The organism is Cupriavidus sp. 207A1, assembly GCF_057798955.1.
Map to the genome: position 1 here is coordinate 12,979 of NZ_JBYOJO010000021.1, position 18,572 is coordinate 31,550.

Here is an 18,572-nt window from a genome sequence, read left to right on the forward strand (position 1 = left end):
GCAAACAGTGGGGAAGCAGTGAATCAGGCAGGCAGCCGGCTCAGGCTGCCGGCTTCTTGTAGGCGATGCAGTCGACCTCGACCTTGCAGTCGACCACCATGCTCGACTGCACGCAGGCGCGCGCGGGCGGGTTGGCGCCGAAGTATTCCTTGAAGATCTTGTTGAACGAGGCGAAGTCGCGCGTGTCGTCCAGCCACACGCCGCAGCGCACGACATGCTCGGGGCCGTAACCGGCCTCGGCAAGAATCGCCAGCACGTTCTTGATGGCCTGGTGGGTCTGGGGCACGATGCCGCCGTCGATGACCTCGCCGTTGACCATCGGCACCTGGCCGGAGACGTAGAGCCAGCCATCGGCCGCTACCGCGCGGGCAAAGGGCATGTGCTGGCCGCCGGTACCGGTGCCGCCTTCGACGCCGAATCGTTTGATGTCCATGGGTACTCCTGGAATGAGTTGGATAGGGGAGGGAAGCGGCGGTGCGTGCGGGTCAGTCCGCACCGCGGGGCAGGAACCGGCCGGCGCGCACGCCGGTGCTCTGGCGTTGCTGCCATGACAGCTCGCCGTTGACCCAGACCGAGGCAATGCCCTCGGCCGGTTGCATGGGATCGGTAAAGCTGGCGGCGTCGCGGATGGTGGCGGCGTCGAACAGCACCAGGTCGGCCCAGTAGCCTTCGCGCACGAAGCCGCGCTGGTGCAGGCCGAAGCGCTCGGCCGACATGCCGGTCATCTTGTTGACGGCCACGGTCAGCGGAAACAGTTCGCGGTCGCGCGCATAGTGGCCCAGCACGCGCGGGAACGCGCCCCACAGGCGCGGGTGCGGCAACGGGTCGTTGGGCAGGCCGTCCGAACCGACCACCGTGGCCGGATGGCTCAGGATGCGGTCGACGTCGGCGTCTTCCATGCAGTGGTAGACCGCGCCGGCGGGCATCAGCCTGCGCGCGGCTTCGTGCAGGTCGACCTGCCATTCGGCGGCGATGTCGGCGAGCAGGCGGCCGCCCATCTCCGGCGCGCCTTCGGACCAGGTCACCATGATGTCGAAGTCGCCGGTAACCTGCTTCAGGTCCAGCGTGGACGAACTCGCGGTGTAGGGATAGCAATCGCAGCCGACCGGCTGCCAGCGCTGCGCGCCGTCGAGGGCGTCCAGCACTTCGGTGCTGCGGCCCCAGTTGGCCACGCCGGCGCACTTCAGGTGCGAGATCACAACCGGTACGCGCGCATGGCGGCCGATGCGGAAGGCCTCGTCCATGGCATCGAGGATCTCGGCGAATTCGCTGCGCAAGTGCGTGGCGTAGAGCGCGCCGGCCTTGGCCAGCGGTTCGGCCAGCGCCAGCACTTCCTCGGTCGGCGCGCTGAAGGCGTTGGCATAGGCCAGGCCGGTCGACAGGCCCAGCGCGCCGTGCTGCAGCGCTTCTTCCAGCTGCGCGCGCATCACCTCGATTTCCTGTGGCGTGGCGGCGCGGTCGAAGCGGTCCATATGGTTGCTGCGCAGCGCGGTATGGCCGACCAGCGCGGCGACATTGACCGCGGGCTGCGCGGCCTCGACCGCATCGGCATAGGCCTTGAAGTCCGGATAGCGGAAGGCATCGGCGTGGCCGAGCAGGTTCATCGGGTCCGGCGGATCGCCTGCCAGCGTGACCGGCGCGGCGCTGATGCCGCAATTGCCGACCACCACCGTGGTCACGCCCTGCGACAGCTTGGGCGTCATCTCCGGCTGGCGCACCACGTTGGTGTCGTCATGCGTATGCACGTCGATAAAGCCGGGTGCGAGCACCAGGCCATCGCCTTCGACTACGTGCGCGGCCGCATCGGGGTCGATCGCACCGGGGGCATCGATGCGGGCGATGCGGCCATCGCGCAAGGCCACGTCGGCCAGGCGCGCGGCCGCGCCGGAGCCGTCGATCAGCGTAACGCAGCGGATCAGGGTATCGAACAGGTGTGGCATGGTCAGTCTCCCAGCGGCTGGCGGCTGTCGGGGCCCTTTCCGGGGCCGCTGTCGCCGCGGTGGCTGTCGAGCACGTACTTGAGCCGGCGCAGGCGCTCCTTGCTCTGGTCCGGCTGCAACAGTGCGCACTGCGTGGCCAGCACGTCCAGCACCATCAGCATGGCGTAGCGCGAGGCCGATGGCTTGAAAATGAAATCCGTTTCCAGCGTGCGCACCGGCAGCAGCACGTCGGCGCGCGCGGCCAGCGGCGATCCCAGCGCGGTCACGGCCACCAGGCGGGCGCCGTACTCGCGCGCGATATCGCAGCTGGCCAGCATCTCCGGCACGCGGCCGCTGGCCGAGAAGGCCAGCACCACGTCGTCGCGGCCCAGCGTGGCCGCCACCATCTTTTGCAGCAGGGCATCCTGGTAGCTGGCCACCGGCAGGCCCAGGCGCGCCAGGCGGTGGCGCGCTTCGTCGGCCAGGAACGACGAGCCGCCGCCCATGCCAAAAGCGTAGACCATGCGTGCGCCCAGCAACAGGCGCGCGGCCTGCTCGATGCGCTGGGTGTCCAGCAGCCCGCGGTTGGCTTCCAGCGCGGTGAGGATGCCGGCGTGGATGCTGTCGGCAAGCGTGGCTGGCGCGGCTTCAGCGGCGGGCGCGTTGCCGGGCTGCAGGAAGCGCGCGCCCACCGCCGCGGCCTGGGCCAGGCGCAGCTTCAGGTCGCGCACGTCGCGGCAGCCGATCGCCTTGGCAAAGCGCGTCACGCTGGCTTCGCTGACGCCGGCCTGGCGGGCGAGCTCATTGATGCTCGCCGCCGCCGCGCCGGCCAGGTCTTCCAGCACCACCTGCGCCACCTTCTGCTCGGCCAGCCGCAGCGCGGGGCCGCGCTCGGCGATGCGGGTCAGGATGTCGAAGGGCGCGGTCATGGTCGGTGATGGGGGCGAGGTGGCGAAGCGGCGAAGCGGGATTGGGCCGTAATGTGACGAAATCTGCGGTCGGGGCGGGCAGGGGCTATAACAGTGACTGGCACCCGATGGTGAGCGCCTTTGCTCATAGCTCACGGTTGCTGCCGCGGCGCCGTGTGTTACTTTATAACAGGGATGAAATATCTTATTTTCAGGGCTATCATTACGTCAATCAGATTTTTTCAGGGTGATGACAGGCATGCGTGAAATAAAGTATCAGGCTGGCGTGATCGATCCGCTCAACAAGGCGCTGGGCCGGATGGAGGGACCGATCGCCCCGGATGCGGCCGGCCGGACCGGCTGGAACCTGTTGCAGGAAGAACTGAGCCTGCCGGCCGCAGTGCTCTATGAAGACCGGCTCGCGCACAACCTGGAGTGGATGCGCCGCTTCATGAACGAGTACGGCGTGCAGCTGGCGCCGCATGGCAAGACCACCATGGCGCCCAAGCTGTTTGCCCGGCAGCTCGGCGCCGGCGCTTGGGGCATCACCCTGGCCACCGCGCACCAGACCGCGGCCGCGCATGCGCACGGCGTCAAGCGCGTGCTGATGGCCAACCAGCTGGTCGGCCGCCGCAATATGGAAATCATCGCGGACCTGCTGCGCGATCCCGACTTTGAATTCTTCGCGCTGGTGGATTCGGCCGAGCTGGCCGACCAGCTTGGCAAGTTCTTCAGTCAGCGCGGACAGACGCTGCAGGTGCTGCTCGAGCTGGGCGTCGAAGGCGGGCGCACCGGCGTGCGCGACGACGCGCAGCAGCAGGCCGTGCTCGACGCGCTTGGGCGCTGGCCCGGCGCGCTGTCGCTGGCCGGCGTGGAAATCTACGAGGGCGTGCTCAAGGAAGAAGCCGATATCCGCAAGTTCCTGCAGCGCACCGTCGCGGTGACGAAGCAGCTCGCCGCGCAAGGCCGCTTCGGCCGCAGCCCGGTGGTGATGTCGGGCGCGGGCTCGGCCTGGTACGACGTGGTGGCCGAGGAATTCGCGCGCACCGACATCGGCGCGCCGATCGACATCGTGTTGCGTCCCGGCTGCTACCTGACGCACGATGTGGGCATCTACCGCGCCGCGCAGCAGCGCATCCTGGCGAGCAACCCGGTCGCGCAGAAAATGCGCGAGGGTTTGCTGCCGGCGCTGCAGCTGTGGGCCTACGTCCAGTCGATTCCGGAACCCGACCGCGTCATCATCGGCATGGGCAAGCGCGATGCCGCCTTCGACGCCGGCATGCCGATCCCCGCGCGCCGCTACCGTCCCGGTGAAGAAGCGCCGGTGGACGTGCCCGCGCATTGGGAGGTCACGGGCATGATGGACCAGCACGCCTACCTGCAGGTCCGGCCGGGCGACGACATCAGGGTCGGCGACATGATCGCCTTCGATATCTCGCACCCGTGCCTGACCTTCGACAAGTGGCGCCATATCCCGGTGCTGGATCGCGACCTGCGCGTGATCGACATCGTGCAAACTTTCTTCTGAGGCAAGCAGCCCCATGAGCATCGACATCCTGGCCTATGGCGAGCCGCTGGTTGAGTTCAACCAGCAGCCGGACGATCCCTCGCGCTACCTGCAAGGCTTTGGCGGCGATACCTCCAACTTCTGCATTGCCGCGGCGCGCCAGGGCGCGAGCACCGGCTATATCTGCGCGGTCGGTGCGGATACCTTCGGCGAGCGCCTGCGCGCACTGTGGACGCACGAACGGGTCGACACGCGGCATGTGCATGTCGACGCCAGCGCTCCCACCGGCGTCTACTTTGTCTCGCATGACAGCCACGGCCACCGCTTCGACTACCTGCGCGAAGGTTCCGCTGCCAGCCGCTACCAGCATGAACAGCTGCCGCTCGGCGCGATCGCGTCGGCGCGCTACCTGCACCTGTCGGGCATCAGCCTCGCCATCAGCACCAGCGCGTGCGATGCCGGCCTGGAGGCGATGGAGCACGCGCGCAAGGCCGGCACCAGGGTCACGCTGGACACCAACCTGCGGCTGCGCCTGTGGTCGCTGGCGCGTGCGCGCGGCATCATGCGCGAAGCGTTCCGGATGACCGACGTATGCCTGCCCAGCTGGGACGACATCACGGTGCTGACCGGGCTGGACGACCGCGATGCCATCGCCGACTACCTGCTCGGCTGCGGCATCGGCCTGGTCGCGCTGAAGCTGGGGGAAGAGGGCTCGTACATCGCCACGCCCGAGTCCCGCAGCCTGGTGCCGGCCTATCCGGTCAAGCCGGTCGATGCCACCGGCGCGGGCGACTGCTTCGGCGGCAGCTTCGTCGCGCGGCTGGCGGCGGGCGCCGATCCGTTCGAGGCCGCGCGCTATGCCAACGTGGCGGCAGCGCTGTCGACCACCGGCTATGGCGCGGTGGCGCCGATTCCCGATGCGCAGACCGTGCTGGCGCGGCTGGCGCAGTCGGTATCGGTGATCGCCTGAGCCGCTGCCCGACCCTGATGTTTTCCTGAACCCCCATACCGCGAGACCGACATGTCAGACCAGACTTCCCCGCTGCTTCAACGCCTTGCCGATGTGCCGGTGATCCCGGTGCTGGAATTCCACTCGGTCGACGAGGCCCTGCATGTCAGCGAGGCGCTGGTGACCGGTGGCTTGCCGCTGCTGGAAATCACGCTGCGCACCCCGGTGGCCCTGGAGGCGATCCGTGCCGTTGCGGCGGCGCTGCCGCAAGCCTGCGTCGGTGCCGGCACGGTGCTGAGCGTGGAGCAACTGCACGCGGTGCGCGATGCGGGCGCCCAGTTTGCGGTCTCGCCCGGCCTGACGCCGACGCTTGCCGCGGGCGCGCAAGGCGCGGGGATCTCGCTGCTGCCGGGCGTTGCCACCGCCAGCGAGGCCATGGCGGCGCTGGAAGCCGGCTTCACCTTCCTCAAGTTCTTCCCGGCGCAGGCCGCGGGCGGGGTGCCGATGCTGAAGTCGCTGGGCGGGCCGCTGCCGCAGCTGCGCTTCTGCCCGACCGGCGGCATCGATGCCGCGCTGGCGCCGTCGTACCTGGCGCTGCCCAATGTGGTGTGCGTGGGCGGGTCGTGGGTGGTGCCCAAGGATGCCGTCGCCGGTGGCGACTGGAGCCGTATCCGTGGGCTGGCCGAGCAGGCCAGGGCACTGCGCGGCAAGCCCTGAGCGGCGCGCTGCAAAGCAAAACTGCAAAGCAAAACGGCACGCCATCGGGCGTGCCGTTTTGCTGTCGATGCAGCCTGGCCGGCTTACTTGTGGCGGTCTGCCGAGCTTTCCAGCTTCTGGCCGCCACGCTGAATGTCCTGGCCGAGCCCCGCCATCGTGTTGCAACCGGCCAACAGAGTGGCAAACAAAACGCACCAGATCCAACCTTTCTTCACGCCGGGCTCCTTTCGATAGGGTCGAGAATCGAGCGATTCTCCGAGTTTTGGGATTGACGCAGATTTTACCGCTGCTGCGCGCGGCTTTGATAGCCGGTATGTCGCAATTTGTAAATCGTGCAACCCCACGCACGGGGCTGCTGGTCAGGCCGGCGGCGCCAGCAAGGCGCGGGCACGCTGCTGGATCGCCGCATGGGTCTGCATGAGCCAGACGGCCGGAAACGGCTGCGCCAGCAGGTAGCCCTGCACGCTGTGGCAGCCCCAGGCGCGCACCGCTTCCAGCTGCTGGCGGGTTTCGATGCCCTTGGCGCAGACCGACGCGCCGGCGCGCCGCGCCGCGCGGCAGGCCTCGCGCAGGCTGTCACGGGCCTCGCGCGCATGGCCGAGGCCCCTTGCGTCCAGCGTGACGGCGTCCGGATGCAGCGCCGCCAGCGCCTCGCGGCAGGCCGGGCTGTCGTCGAAATCGCCCAGGGCCAGCTGCAGCCCGCGCCGGCGCAGCGCGGCAAAGCGATCGATCAGTTCGGCGTCGGTCGGCACGGTGCTGGCCGGCAGTTCGATGCACAAGTGCTCTGGCGTGATGCCGCCCGCATCGAGCGCCTGCGCCAGGGCTTCGACCATCTGCGGGCGATGCAGTTGGGCGCTCGAGGCCAGCAGGGTGAACTGCAGCGGGGCAATGGTCTCGGCGGCACGGATCAGCGGCAGCACGCTCTCCAGCAGCCAGTTGCCGATGCGGCCCACCAGCCCGAGTGCTTCGACGCCGGGCAGGAAGTCCTGCGGCGCCACGCGGCCGAGCACCGGATGCTGCCAGCGCAGCCGCACCGTGTAGCCGCTGACGGCGGCGCCGGCAAGGTCGGCGCGCGGTTGCAGTTGCAGGCTCAACTCGCCGCGCTGGAGTGCGTCGGGCAGCGCCGCCAGCAATGGGGCAGCGGGCGGGGACAGCGGCTTGTCTGCGCGCGCCAGCCCGGCGCCGCCCTGGCGGTTGACCCGCAGCATGGCGTCGAATGCCTGCTGCAGGCTGCGCTCGGCCGGAATGTCGGCATGGTCGTTGGCCACGCCGATGCTGCATGACAGGTGCAGCTCGAAGCCGTCCAGTGTAAAGGCCCGGGACAGGTCGTCGGCCACGCGGCTGGCGACCTGGCCAGGATCGGGCACGCCCGCGGGCAGCGCGGTGATGACCACCAGGTCGGCCGCGGCCATCCAGTGCATGAACGCGCCCGGCGGCAGCAGGCAGGCAATGCGCGCCTGCACGATGCCGCGCAGCCTGGCGCAGCGGCCAGTCCCGAGGGTTTCACAAGCGTTGGCAAAGCGGTCCAGGCGGATGGCCAGGATCGCCGCCGGCGGACCGGCCTGCGCGCGGCGCGCGCTCAGCGCGCCTTCCAGCGCGGACGGTTGCATAGCGCCCCCGCCGCCGCTGGCAGCGCTTTCGACGAGGTCGTCGGCATCAGGATCCATGCATGATCTTGCGGGCCGCCGGACAATGGCTGGCGGCGCTCGCGTCTCCCCGTGTCTGAAATGGTTCTTCGGCAGGCCGCCGGCACGCTGCGGTCGCAGTCGTCGCCAGGGTGCAGCCATGCGTGCCGCGGCCGGCTGGGGCCGCGAAGCCCGATCATAAGCGAAGGGAAGGGGGAGGGGCGTTGCCGATTGCGCCAAAGTGATTTGGCCGCAACTGCATTTGATTTGGATCAATGCGGCGCCATCCATCCAGGGACGATGCGATTGACGCCGCGGCGTAACGGTGATGCCGGCCTCCGCTACTCAGCCGGTGGTTTCTTCGTCGGGCCCGTCCTGGGGCGGCAGGCGCTCGGCCAGCACCTTGTCGATGCGCTTGCCGTCCATGTCTACGATCTCGAAGCGCCAGTCGCCCCATTGCACCGTGTCGGCAATCTGGGGCAGGCGCCCCAGCAGCAACAGCAGCATGCCGGACAGCGTGTGGTAGCGCTCCTTTTCTTCTTCGGGCACCTGGCGCAGGCCGATGCGGTCTTTCAGTTCCGGGATCGGGATCAGGCCATCGAGCAGCCACGAGCCGTCGTCGCGCTGGACCGCCCATTGCTCGCCGGCGGCCTCGGCCTTGAATTCGCCGGTGATGGCCTCGATCAGATCCTGCAGCGTCACCAGGCCCAGCACCTCGCCGTATTCGTCGATGACAAAGGCGATCTGCCCGCCCGAGGCGCGGAAGTTTTCCAGCAGCTCCATCCCGGTCACGCTTTCGGGTACGAACACCGCAGGCTGCACCGCCGCCTGCAGGTCCGCTTCCTCGCCGCGCAGCCGGCGCGCCAGCAACTGGCGCGCGCTGACCACGCCGATGATGTCGTGCATGCCGCCACGCACCACGGGGAAGCGCGAGTGGTCGGATTCTTCGATGCGGCGCAGGTTTTCGTCCATCGAGGCTTCGACATCGAGGTAGACCACGTCGCCGCGTGGCACCATCAATGACGCCAGCTGGCGGTCATCCAGCCTGAACACATTGCGCACCATGGTGTGCTCATGCTGCTCGATCACGCCGGCTTCGGAGCCTTCCACCAGCAGGGCGTGGATTTCTTCCTCGGTCACGCCGGGGCCGCGGTCCACCTGGGTGCCGAGCAGTCGCAACACCAGCCGCGTGGAGCTCGACAGCAGCTTGACGAAGGGGGTCGAGGCCACCGCCAGCCAGCCGATCGGCCGCGCCACCAGGCGCGCGATGGTCTCGGGCGCCATCTGGCCCAGGCGCTTGGGCACCAGTTCGCCCAGCACGATGGAAAAATAGGTCAGGCCGGCCACCACGATCGCGGTGGCTACATAGCCGGCGGTGCTTTGCGAGATGCCGAAACCCTGCAGCCACACGCCCAGCGGCTGCGCCAGCGTCGATTCGCCGACCACGCCGTTGAGCACGCCGATCGAGGTGATGCCGATCTGCACGGTCGAGAGGAAGCGGGTCGGGTCCTCGCCCAGCTTGGCCGCGGCAATGGCGCCGCGGTCGCCGTTCTCGATCTGGCGTTGCAGGCGTGCCTTGCGGGCTGTAACGAGTGCAATCTCGGACATCGCAAACAGGCCGTTCAGCAGAATCAGCGCCAGTAATATGGCAATTTCCATCAGGGTGCGCGCCCTCTGCGCGCCGGGTGTCTGAAAAGATCAAGCATACCATTCGCCTGTTACACGACATCGCCACTGTGATGCGCCCGCCGCAAACGGTGGCGCGTTTCCGGCCATCGGCTACCTCAATGGATGGCTGCGATTACCTGCCAGGTATTCGCGCCGAGGCCGCCGCCATGCTGTAATAGCCCGCATGGAAACGCTCACCCCTGCCTCCGAGGCCACTCTCGACTTCCCCGGACTGTTGCGTTACTGGCGCGGCAAGCGCGGCTACAGCCAGCTGGCATTGTCGCTGGCCGCCGGGGTCTCGCAGCGCCACATCTCCTTCCTCGAGTCCGGGCGCGCCCGACCCAGCCGCGAGATGGTGCTGGCGCTGGCCGAGCGCCTCGGCGTGCCGCTGCGCCAGCGCAACCGGCTGCTGCTCGCCAGCGGCTTCGCCCCGGCTTACAGCGAACACGCGCTGACCGCGCCGCCGTTGCAAATGGTGCAGCAGGCCATCGCCCTGATCCTGGCCAAGCAGGAGCCGTACCCGGCCGTGGTGCTGGACCGCTTCTGGAACCTGGTCGATGCCAATCCCGCCTACCGCCGCATGTTCGACACCTTGCTCGGCGGCCGCCCGCCGGCATCGCTGGCCGACGATCCGCACCGGATCAACCTGATGCTGACGGTGTTCGATCCGGACGGCCTGTGGCCGGTCATAGAGAATGCGCGGCAGGTGGGCCGTTACCTCTTGCGGCGCGTCTGGCAGGAGCTGCAGGTGCAGGCGCACGACCAGACCGCGCGCGCGCTGTTCGCGCGCATCGCCGACTGGCATCCGGACATGGTCGGCCCGGGCGGCGTGCTGCTGCCCGAGGATGACGGCAGCGACGGCCCGCCGCCGCCGTTGTTGCCGGTGGTGCTGCACGCGGGGGCGTTCCGCGCGTCGCTGTTCTCGACGCTGACCACGCTCGGCATTCCGCAGGACGTCACGCTGCAGGAACTGCGCATCGAATGCTTCTTCCCGGCCGACGACGCCACGCGGGTCCTGTTTGAGACGCAGGGCGCGGCGCACGATGGGCCTGTCAGAAGCGGTAGCGCAGGTAGATGACGTGGAAGGTGGTGCCAGGGTTGGGCTCCTTGATGCCGCCATTGGACAGATGCTGGATGCGGTAGCCCGCGGCAAAGTTGCGGTCCTTGCCGAGCATCACGCCAAGGCCGGCGTATTCCGAGAACTGGAACGCGCTGGAGATGACGTGATCGTCGGAGGTGCGGGTGCCGCTCAGCAGCCGCGCGCCCACCGACAGCTCCATGAACGGCACCCAGCTGTGGCGCCACCATGCGATCCGCACCACCGGCGACGCGCCGAACTCCCACAGATCGTTAGGATTGTTGTTGCTGTCGCTGAGCCAGCGCGCAACATTGACCTCCCATTGCAGGTCGACCTGCCAGCCCTGCGGGTTGCCCCACGCCAGGCCCGAATCCCACAGCATGGCGATCTCCGCCTTTTGCACGTGATGGCTGTCGTCGAAGCCGTAGCCAAGCTGGATAGCAGGCGCCGCGCGCGCGGCTGTGCTCAGGCACCCGGCCAGCGCAAGCAGCGCCGCCATGGCGGCGCGGCGCGGCCGCCGCCACTGCCGCGCGGAGAAAGTTGGAAGGAGGGGGATGCAACTCGCATGGCTGTCTTGTCTGGCTTCTTGGTCGGGTCGGCGCATGGGAAGCACGCTGAAAAGATGCTGCGTTGTTGTCAGGCAAGCCATGGAAAAACCGGCGCTTGCAGCCCTCAGGCACTGCCTCCTTACCCTATTTGTAGTACATGAGAAGGCACGTTGCCGAGGCCGAACGTGACCGGTGCCACGACGCGGACCGCAGCAGGATACGGTCTTGGCGCGCGGCGCGCAGTGACAAAGAACAATCGTGCTAACATGCGCGGGCCGGTGCCGGCCGTCTGGCCGGCCCGGTTTACGTTACGTCTTCAGGGCGGGGTGAAAGTCCCCACCGGCGGTATGCCGCGACGCGCAGCGCGTGTCCGGCGAGCCCGCGAGCGCTCGCATTCCCGTGCGAGGTCAGCAGACCTGGTGAGAAGCCAGGGCCGACGGTCATAGTCCGGATGAAAGAAGATGGACGGAGCTTGCCCGCGTGGCCTGGCGCTTGCCTGGCCCGTGGTTTGCCGAGCCTTGCGCGCGCAGGGCGCGGCGGTTCGTGCGCGTGCACTCGGCATGGCGCGCGGGCCTTGCAGTTCCGTTGAACCTTCCCCTGGAACGCCCATTGATGCTGAGCCAGGAGCGTTTCATGTCTAGCTTTTCCACCGAAGCCATTGCCCCCGCGGTGTCCGCGGATGCCAACCCCAGTGCCACTGTCGATACGATGGCTGGCGCCCACCCGCGCGCGCTGGAGTTGCGCATCGAACAGGCCCTCGAGGCCATGCGCGAGGGCCGGCCCGTAGTGCTGCTCGATGACGACGACCGCGAGAACGAGGCCGACCTGATCCTTGCCGCCGAGCGCCTGACCCAGGCCAACATGGCCATGATGATTCGCGAATGCAGCGGCATCGTGTGCCTGTGCCTGCCGACGGACAAGGTGCGCAGCCTGGGCCTGCGGCCGATGGTCGAGCACAACCGCAGCCAGTACGGCACCGCCTTCACCGTCTCGATCGAGGCCCGCGAGGGCGTCAGCACCGGGGTCAGCGCGGCTGACCGGATCACTACCATCCGCGCGGCGATTGCCGAGGACGCCGGCGCCGATGCCGTGGTCAGCCCCGGCCATGTGTTCCCGCTGGTGGCGCGCGACGGCGGCGTACTCGAGCGCCGCGGCCATACCGAAGGTTCAGTCGACCTGGCGCGCATGGCGGGGCTGTCTCCCGCGGCGGTGCTGTGCGAGCTGATGAATCCGGATGGCACCATGGCGCGGCGCGCGCAAGCGCTGGCCTTTGCCGGGATGTACCGCTTGCCGGTGCTGACCATCGAGGACCTGGTCGCCTGGCGACGCCTGCACGGCTGAAGGCCGTCGCGATGCATGGATCGGGGCGTGCCCGCGCGCCGCAATGCATGCATCGTGTGCGACAATGCGGATCGCTTTTTCCCGTCTACATGAGGGTAATTCCATGATGTTCCGCATGTTTCGACACGCAGCCGCGCTGGCCGGCTGCGTGTTCGGCCTGGCCCTGCCGCAGGCGCACGCCGATGACGGCGCTGTGCCGGCCATCGACGTGGCGCCGGCCTCTGCATCCCGGCCGGCTGCCGCCGGCCTTTACGAGTGCCAGGTTCCTGGCTCCGGCACCGTGTTCCGCTCCACACCAAGGGAAGGCTGCCGCCTGGTGGCCGCGCCCGATCCCGGCGCGCCGGACCCGCAGCGCTGGCTGCCGCTGATGGGCGCCAATGGCGTGATTTCTTATTTCGATCAGTCGGCGGTGCGCCGCCAGGGTACGCAGGTGGGCGTGGTGGTGATGCGCAATTCGCCGTCAGGCGTGATCCGCACCGCGAGCGGCGAACCGATCCGTTCCTCGCTCAAGCGCATGGTGCTGAACTGTGCCACGTCGATGTTTGCCGTGGTCGAGCAGACCCTTTACAGCAAGCGCTTTGCGCGCGGCGAATCGCTCTATACCATCCGCGCGCCGCAGTCCGGCACCTTACAGGTGGCCGGCCCCGGCACCATCGCCGGGGAGTTGCTGCGCAAGCTGTGCCGCTAAACCGCGGCCGCGCGGCACTGCCTGCTGCCCGCCAGCTTAATCGCCCACGTGGCGCGACTTCCATTGCCCGTTGGATTGCTTGCAGAACCAGCCGCTCCAGTGCTCTTCGGCACTGCCGCGCTTGAGCTCTGACTTCAGGCGCCGGCAGGGCTGGCCCTTGTCGGTCTTGCTCTCGACCGGGCTGATGGTGCCGTCGATCTGCTGGCGCCGTCCCGCTGCCGGATAGGTCCATGCCACCGACTGGCCATCGGCCGTATCGTTCAGCGCGGTACGCACCGACTTGGCCAGCGACGCGCCTTCCTTGTCGTTGAGCGTGCCGATGATGGTGCCGCTCAGGTAGTTGTCGAAGTACGCCTGCGCGGGCGCGGCGCAGAGCAGCACGGCCCCCAGCGCGCCTGCGATTGCGGCACGCAGGGCGGGGCGGGCGAGGCTGCCGGAGGGTGAGGTTTGCCGAGTCAGCATGACGGTTCCTTGTAGCTACATGGTGGCGTTCGAGTGGCATTGTAAGCGCAATGCGGTGCGGGGGACGACGGTTGCCGACGTGTCTGGCCACTGCGGCCACCGGGCCGCGGTTGACACCTGCGTGCCCCTGACCTAGCGTTGATTTCTGTCCCATCGTGCCGCTGCACGACGGACGTCCATTCCTGCGAAAGGAGATCCCATGACGCTGCGCTATCTCACAATCGGCCTGGCCGTCGCCTGCGCCTTCGGCACGGTGCACGCCCAGACCGCGGGCAAGGCCGACCAGTTCAGTCCGTACACCGACGGTGCCAAGCAGGACAAGTTCAATCCCTACACCGACGGGGCGAAGCAGGACAAGTTCAGCCCGTACACCGACGGCGCAAAAAGCGACAACGTGACCGCGCTGAACCCAGGCGCCAGGCCCGACCAGATGGAGCCGATCCAGGGTGGCGCGCAGAAATCGTTCGACTCGTTCAGCCAGGGCGGCATGAACAGCGGCAAGTTCGATCCCTATTCCGAAGGCGCCAAGAGCGGCAAGTTCGATCCCTACAGCGAAGGCGCCAAAAAGTAACAGTGTATTAAACGGGCCGGGCGCGTTCCGGCCCGCATCGGTGCGCGACCGGGGCGGCCGATCGAGGCTGACCGTGCCGAGGCTCGCGGCGATGTGACCTGATCGCCCGCAAAGCCATGCGTGGAGCGGCTTTCGGGCTACGTGGCCAACATTTTGTTTCAAACCTTGCGTGATCGAAACGTGACTTTCGCGTCTCGAATTGCTATGGTTTATTGCGCATCGCAACAACCCGGACACGGTGCCCCGCGGGCAACCTGCCCCGCGTCAGGGCCTCGCCACTCGGCGCCGGGCTCATCTCTTGCCGTGTCCTTCATCGTTCGGGCCGCCGATGCCGGCCACTCCGATTCAACCGCTCACCCTGGCATACATGTCACAGATCGCCACGCCACGAATAGCCGTACCGTTTACCTTGCCCGCTGCCGGGCCGGGGGCGCGCCGCCGCGCCGCGCGCGCTGGAGCGCGGATCGCGGCCTGGCTCGGCGGCGGTGCGCTGGCACTGTGTGCGATGGCGGCCCATGCGTTCGACTTCGACACCGTCGCCTCGCGCGCGCGCCAGCTGGCGGCGTCGCCTTACAAGGCGCCGGCCCAGAACCTGCCGCGCGAGTTGCGCGAGCTGACCTACGAGCGCTACCGCGAGATCGAGTACAAGCCCGAGCGCTTCGCCTGGCGCGGCTCGCGTTCGCCGTTCGAGCTGTCGTTCTTCCACGAGGGCATGGTGTTCGACCAGCCCGTGCGCATCCATGAAGTGGTGGGCAACAGCGTGCGCGAATTCCGCTTCGACCCCTCCGCGTTCAACTACGGCCCGCACAAGGTCGATGCCGCCAAGCTGAAAGGGCTGGGCTATGCCGGTTTCCGCATCCTGTATCCGCTGAACCAGGGCAAGCGCAAGGACGAGCTGGCGTCGTTCCTCGGCGCCAGCTACTTCCGCGCGCTCGGCAAGGATCAGTGGTACGGGCTCTCGGCGCGCGGCCTGGCGGTGGATACCGCGCTCAACTCGGGCGAGGAGTTCCCGCGCTTCGTCGAATACTGGATCGAGCGCCCGGGCGCCAATGCCAAGGAAATCACCATCTATGCGCTGATGGATTCGCGCCGCATGAGCGGGGCGTACCGCTTCACCATCAAGCCCGGCGCGGAGACCGCGATGGAGGTCAAGTCGCGCCTCTACCTGCGCGAGAACGTGACCAAGCTTGGCCTGGCGCCGCTGACCAGCATGTACCTGTTCGGCGAGAACCAGCCGGCGCCGGCGCAGGATTTCCGCCCGGAGGTGCATGACTCGGACGGCCTGTCGATTCACCTCGGCACCGGCGAATGGGTCTGGCGTCCGCTGGTCAATCCCAAGCGGCTGCTGGTAACGTCGTTCGCGGCGACCAATCCGCAGGGATTCGGGCTGATGCAGCGCGACCGCAGCTTCAACAGCTACCAGGAGATCGGCGCGTGGTATGAGCGCCGGCCCAGCGGCTGGGTGCAGCCGCGCGGCAACTGGGGCTCGGGCCGGGTCGAGCTGGTGCAGATTCCGACGCCGGACGAAACCAACGACAACATCGTCGCGTACTGGGTGCCCGACAACCCGCCCAAGCCGAAGCAGGCTTTCGACTATGAATACCGCCTGCTGTGGCAGAAGGACGGCGAGCAAGAGCCGCCGCTGTCGTGGGTGACCCAGACCCGCCTGGGCCAGGGCCAGACCCGCAGCAAGGAGGACACGAGCTTTTCGCTGGTGGTGGACTTCGAAGGCCCGGCCTTCCGCAGGCTGCCGGCGGACGTTCGCATCGACCCGGTGGTTTCGGCCGATGCCAACGGCGAGCTGTTGAAGACGTCGGTGCAGCGCAATGACGCGACCGGCGGCTGGCGCATGACCATGCTGATGCGCCGCAAGGACGAAACCAAGCCGGTAGAGTTGCGCGGCTATCTTCGCAACGGCAATACAACCCTGTCCGAGACGTGGAGCTACATCTTACCCCCCGCCTAAAGCAGCGACCGGCCCAGGCGGCGGCATGCGAGCGCTATCTCGACCGCCTGCCCGTATCGCCTGAAGTGCGCAGCGAACTGCTGGCCGACAGCGCCGGCATGGCCGCCGCGGCGGCACCCGCCACGCCGCTGGCTTCGGTGACGCCGGTGATCCCGGTCACGGCCGATGGCCGCGACGCGCAGGAAGCGATCACGCGCCTGCAGTCGCGCCTGGCCGGCAAGGAAGCGCCGCCGGCGCACGGCAGCAGCGCCTACGCCTCGGTGCAGCGGCGTTTCGCCATGGCCTACGGCAATCCGCAGGTCGGCGGCGCGCCGCTGCTGCGCCGGCGCGAAGACGGCACCGTGAAGGCCGACACCGGCCCCGCGCCCGAGCGCAGCTCGATGGTGCCGCGCCAGTGGCCGCCGCATATCGTCACCGGCTGGCTGCGCAACACGTGGCGCCGCATGCTGGGCCGCCCGCCGGTGCCCGAAACCTGGGACACCCTGCACGACGGGCCCGACGCCGAAGGCAAATGGCACCCCGCCGGCTCGCACCGGCGCTGGGTGCTGCTGGCACTGGTCGCGCTCCAGACCGTGCTGGCCACGTACTTCATGACCAACGTGCTGCCGTACCACGGTGCCGATCCGCTCGAGATTGCCATCCTGGTGCTGTTCGCCATCCTGTTCTCATGGGTGTCCGCCGGTTTCTGGACCGCGATGATGGGCTTCCTGGTGCTGGCCAAGGGCGGCGACAAGCATCTGATCTCGCGCTCGGCGGTGCCGGACCGGCCCGACGCGCCGATCGCGCCCGAGGCCCGCACCGCGATCATCATGCCGATCTGCAATGAAGACGTGACGCGCGTCTTCGCGGGCTTGCGCGCCACCTATGAATCGCTGTCGCGCACGCCGCACCTGGCCAACTTCGATTTCATCGTGCTGTCGGACAGCGGCAATCCGGACCTGCGCACCGCCGAGCACGATGCCTGGATGGAACTGTGCCGCGCGGTCGGCGGCTTCGGCCGCATCTTCTATCGCTGGCGCCGCCACCGCGTGAAACGCAAGACCGGCAACGTGGCCGATTTCTGCCGCCGCTGGGGCAGCAAGTACCGCTACATGGTGGTGCTCGACGCCGACAGCGTGATGAGCGGCGACTGCCTGGCCACGCTGGTGCGGCTGATGGAAGCCAACCCGGGTGCCGGCATCATCCAGACCGCGCCGCTGGCGGTGGGCCGCGAGACGCTGTATGCGCGCGTGCAGCAGTTCGCCACCCGTGTGTACGGGCCGCTGTTCACCGCCGGTCTGCACTACTGGCAGCTGGGCGAATCGCACTACTGGGGCCACAACGCCATCATCCGCGTCAAGCCGTTCATCGAACACTGCGCGCTGGCGCCGTTGCCGGGCCGCGGCCCGCTGTCGGGCGAGATCCTGTCGCACGACTTTGTCGAGGCCGCGCTGATGCGCCGTGCCGGCTGGGGCGTGTGGATTGCCTACGACCTCGAGGGCTCGTACGAAGAGCTGCCGCCCAACCTGCTCGACGAGGTCAAGCGCGACCGCCGCTGGTGCCAGGGCAACCTGATGAACTTCCGGCTGTGGCTCAAGCAGGGCTTCCACGTGGTGCACCGCGCGGTGTTCCTGACCGGGATCATGGCGTACCTGTCGGCGCCGCTGTGGCTGCTGTTCCTGCTGCTGTCGACGGCGATGCTGGCCAAGCACGCGCTGGTGCCGCCGGAATACTTCACGCAGCAGTACCAGCTGTTCCCGACCTGGCCCGAGTGGCATCCGGAAAAGGCGCTGGCGCTGTTCTCGGCCACGGCCACGCTGCTGTTCCTGCCCAAGCTCGCCAGCGTGGCGCTGCTGATGAAGCAGGCGCGGCGCTACGGCGGCGCAGTGCAGCTGTTTGCCAGCATGCTGATCGAGGTGCTGCTGTCCGCGCTGCTGGCGCCTACGCGCATGCTGTTCCACACCAAGTTCGTGGTCGCGGCGTACAGCGGCTGGGGCATCTCGTGGAAATCGCCGCCGCGCGAGGACGCCGAGACTACCTGGGGCGAAGCGTTCCGCCGCCACGGCTGGCATACCGCGCTGGGACTGGCGTGGGGCGGGCTGGTGTACTGGCTGAACCCGTCTTATGTGCTGTGGCTGTTGCCGATCGTCGGCTCGCTGGCGCTGTCGATCCCGCTGTCGGTAATGCTGTCGCGGGTCTCGCTGGGCCGCGCTTCGCGCAACGCGGGGCTGTTCATGATCCCGGAGGAAACGCTGGTGCCGCGCGAGATCGTCGAAACCCAGCAGCATGTCGAAAATGCCGCCGAAACGCCCAACTTCGTCGACGCCGTGGTGGATCCGGTCACCAACGCGCTGATGTGCGCCACCGCGACGCCGCGCGTGGTGCAGCCGGAATCGGCCCGCAAGCGCCACGAGAGCCTGGTCGAGCATGCGCTGACGCACGGGCCGCGCGCGCTCACGCCGGCGCAGAAGCACGTGCTGCTGGGCAACCCGTTCGCGCTGGCGCGCCTGCATGAACTGGTGTGGGGCTCGCCGCTGGCCGACGCCGGCTGGAAGGACACGCGCATGCTGGTGCGGCGCGCCGCCAACGTGGTGCCGCTGCGCCCGCGCGCGGCATGAAGCGAGTTGCCTGAAAAAAAACGGCCCG

17 protein-coding genes and 1 riboswitch are annotated in these 18,572 nt (G+C 68.2%); of the genes, 9 read left to right on the forward strand and 8 right to left on the reverse strand.

Features of this window, described 5'->3' with window-relative positions; all coding sequences use genetic code 11:
- Nucleotides 1–40: 40 nt before the first annotated feature.
- Genes AC3FMM_RS28435 through AC3FMM_RS28445 form a run of 3 tightly spaced genes read right to left on the reverse strand, consistent with a single transcriptional unit; the run spans nt 41 to nt 2,848 of the window.
- The gene (locus AC3FMM_RS28435; protein ID WP_012355941.1) at nt 41–433 is read right to left on the reverse strand and encodes a RidA family protein; all 393 of its coding nucleotides are present in this window, start codon (nt 431–433) and stop codon (nt 41–43) included.
- Nucleotides 434–485: 52 nt separating this feature from the next.
- The gene (locus AC3FMM_RS28440; RefSeq protein WP_488687790.1) at nt 486–1,940 is read right to left on the reverse strand and encodes an N-acyl-D-amino-acid deacylase family protein; all 1,455 of its coding nucleotides are present in this window, start codon (nt 1,938–1,940) and stop codon (nt 486–488) included.
- A gap of 2 nt (nt 1,941–1,942) precedes the next feature.
- On the reverse strand, nt 1,943–2,848 hold the full coding sequence (locus AC3FMM_RS28445; RefSeq protein ID WP_488687791.1) for a MurR/RpiR family transcriptional regulator: 906 nt from the start codon (nt 2,846–2,848) through the stop codon (nt 1,943–1,945).
- A 238-nt stretch (nt 2,849–3,086) separates the two neighbouring features.
- Here AC3FMM_RS28445 and AC3FMM_RS28450 point away from each other — a divergent pair, with 238 nt between their 5' ends.
- The 3 genes from AC3FMM_RS28450 to AC3FMM_RS28460 are packed head-to-tail and all read left to right on the forward strand — an operon-like array spanning nt 3,087 to nt 6,000.
- Nucleotides 3,087–4,355 (forward strand): amino acid deaminase, encoded by a 1,269-nt coding sequence (locus AC3FMM_RS28450; RefSeq protein WP_488687792.1) that lies wholly within the window; start codon nt 3,087–3,089, stop codon nt 4,353–4,355.
- Between the two features lie 13 nt (nt 4,356–4,368).
- On the forward strand, nt 4,369–5,304 hold the full coding sequence (locus AC3FMM_RS28455; protein ID WP_116314357.1) for a sugar kinase: 936 nt from the start codon (nt 4,369–4,371) through the stop codon (nt 5,302–5,304).
- A 51-nt stretch (nt 5,305–5,355) separates the two neighbouring features.
- The gene (locus tag AC3FMM_RS28460) at nt 5,356–6,000 is read left to right on the forward strand and encodes a bifunctional 4-hydroxy-2-oxoglutarate aldolase/2-dehydro-3-deoxy-phosphogluconate aldolase (RefSeq protein ID WP_116314358.1); all 645 of its coding nucleotides are present in this window, start codon (nt 5,356–5,358) and stop codon (nt 5,998–6,000) included.
- Nucleotides 6,001–6,083: 83 nt separating this feature from the next.
- On the opposite strand, the gene AC3FMM_RS28465 is transcribed toward AC3FMM_RS28460, so the two are convergent.
- The 3 genes from AC3FMM_RS28465 to AC3FMM_RS28475 form a co-directional block, all read right to left on the reverse strand.
- Nucleotides 6,084–6,215 (reverse strand): entericidin A/B family lipoprotein, encoded by a 132-nt coding sequence (locus AC3FMM_RS28465; protein ID WP_010814145.1) that lies wholly within the window; start codon nt 6,213–6,215, stop codon nt 6,084–6,086.
- Between the two features lie 144 nt (nt 6,216–6,359).
- Nucleotides 6,360–7,667, reverse strand: coding sequence for an EAL domain-containing protein (locus tag AC3FMM_RS28470; protein ID WP_488687793.1), 1,308 nt, complete (start codon nt 7,665–7,667; stop codon nt 6,360–6,362).
- A 303-nt stretch (nt 7,668–7,970) separates the two neighbouring features.
- A complete protein-coding gene (locus AC3FMM_RS28475) occupies nt 7,971–9,284 on the reverse strand; it encodes a hemolysin family protein (RefSeq protein ID WP_488687794.1) in 1,314 nt (437 codons plus the stop codon).
- A gap of 193 nt (nt 9,285–9,477) precedes the next feature.
- On the opposite strand from AC3FMM_RS28475, the gene AC3FMM_RS28480 reads away from it, so the two are divergent.
- The gene (locus AC3FMM_RS28480; RefSeq protein ID WP_116314361.1) at nt 9,478–10,371 is read left to right on the forward strand and encodes a helix-turn-helix domain-containing protein; all 894 of its coding nucleotides are present in this window, start codon (nt 9,478–9,480) and stop codon (nt 10,369–10,371) included.
- Here the strand turns inward: AC3FMM_RS28480 and AC3FMM_RS28485 are convergent.
- Nucleotides 10,346–10,870 (reverse strand): acyloxyacyl hydrolase, encoded by a 525-nt coding sequence (locus AC3FMM_RS28485; protein WP_116314362.1) that lies wholly within the window; start codon nt 10,868–10,870, stop codon nt 10,346–10,348. The two genes, AC3FMM_RS28480 and AC3FMM_RS28485, sit on opposite strands and share 26 nt — an antisense overlap.
- Nucleotides 10,871–11,227: 357 nt before the next feature.
- Nucleotides 11,228–11,386, forward strand: a riboswitch (FMN riboswitch).
- A gap of 166 nt (nt 11,387–11,552) precedes the next feature.
- On the opposite strand from AC3FMM_RS28485, the gene ribB reads away from it, so the two are divergent.
- Nucleotides 11,553–12,260: a 3,4-dihydroxy-2-butanone-4-phosphate synthase gene (ribB, locus tag AC3FMM_RS28490; RefSeq protein ID WP_147309756.1), complete on the forward strand. Its 708-nt coding sequence runs from the start codon at nt 11,553–11,555 to the stop codon at nt 12,258–12,260.
- 103 nt (nt 12,261–12,363) lie between these two features.
- The gene (locus tag AC3FMM_RS28495) at nt 12,364–12,948 is read left to right on the forward strand and encodes a surface-adhesin E family protein (protein WP_488687795.1); all 585 of its coding nucleotides are present in this window, start codon (nt 12,364–12,366) and stop codon (nt 12,946–12,948) included.
- Nucleotides 12,949–12,984: 36 nt separating this feature from the next.
- Here AC3FMM_RS28495 and AC3FMM_RS28500 read toward each other — a convergent pair whose 3' ends face one another.
- Entirely contained in the window at nt 12,985–13,410 is a 426-nt protein-coding gene (locus tag AC3FMM_RS28500) for an RT0821/Lpp0805 family surface protein (protein ID WP_115713338.1), read from the reverse strand.
- Nucleotides 13,411–13,609: 199 nt separating this feature from the next.
- On the opposite strand from AC3FMM_RS28500, the gene AC3FMM_RS28505 reads away from it, so the two are divergent.
- From AC3FMM_RS28505 to mdoH, 3 genes are all read left to right on the forward strand, one after another.
- Nucleotides 13,610–13,981 (forward strand): hypothetical protein, encoded by a 372-nt coding sequence (locus tag AC3FMM_RS28505; protein ID WP_115700380.1) that lies wholly within the window; start codon nt 13,610–13,612, stop codon nt 13,979–13,981.
- 367 nt (nt 13,982–14,348) lie between these two features.
- The gene (locus AC3FMM_RS28510; protein WP_488687796.1) at nt 14,349–15,947 is read left to right on the forward strand and encodes a glucan biosynthesis protein G; all 1,599 of its coding nucleotides are present in this window, start codon (nt 14,349–14,351) and stop codon (nt 15,945–15,947) included.
- The gene (mdoH, locus tag AC3FMM_RS28515; RefSeq protein WP_115683030.1) at nt 15,920–18,544 is read left to right on the forward strand and encodes a glucans biosynthesis glucosyltransferase MdoH; all 2,625 of its coding nucleotides are present in this window, start codon (nt 15,920–15,922) and stop codon (nt 18,542–18,544) included. Before AC3FMM_RS28510 ends, mdoH begins: the two co-directional genes overlap by 28 nt.
- The last annotated feature ends 28 nt before the right edge of the window (nt 18,545–18,572 follow it).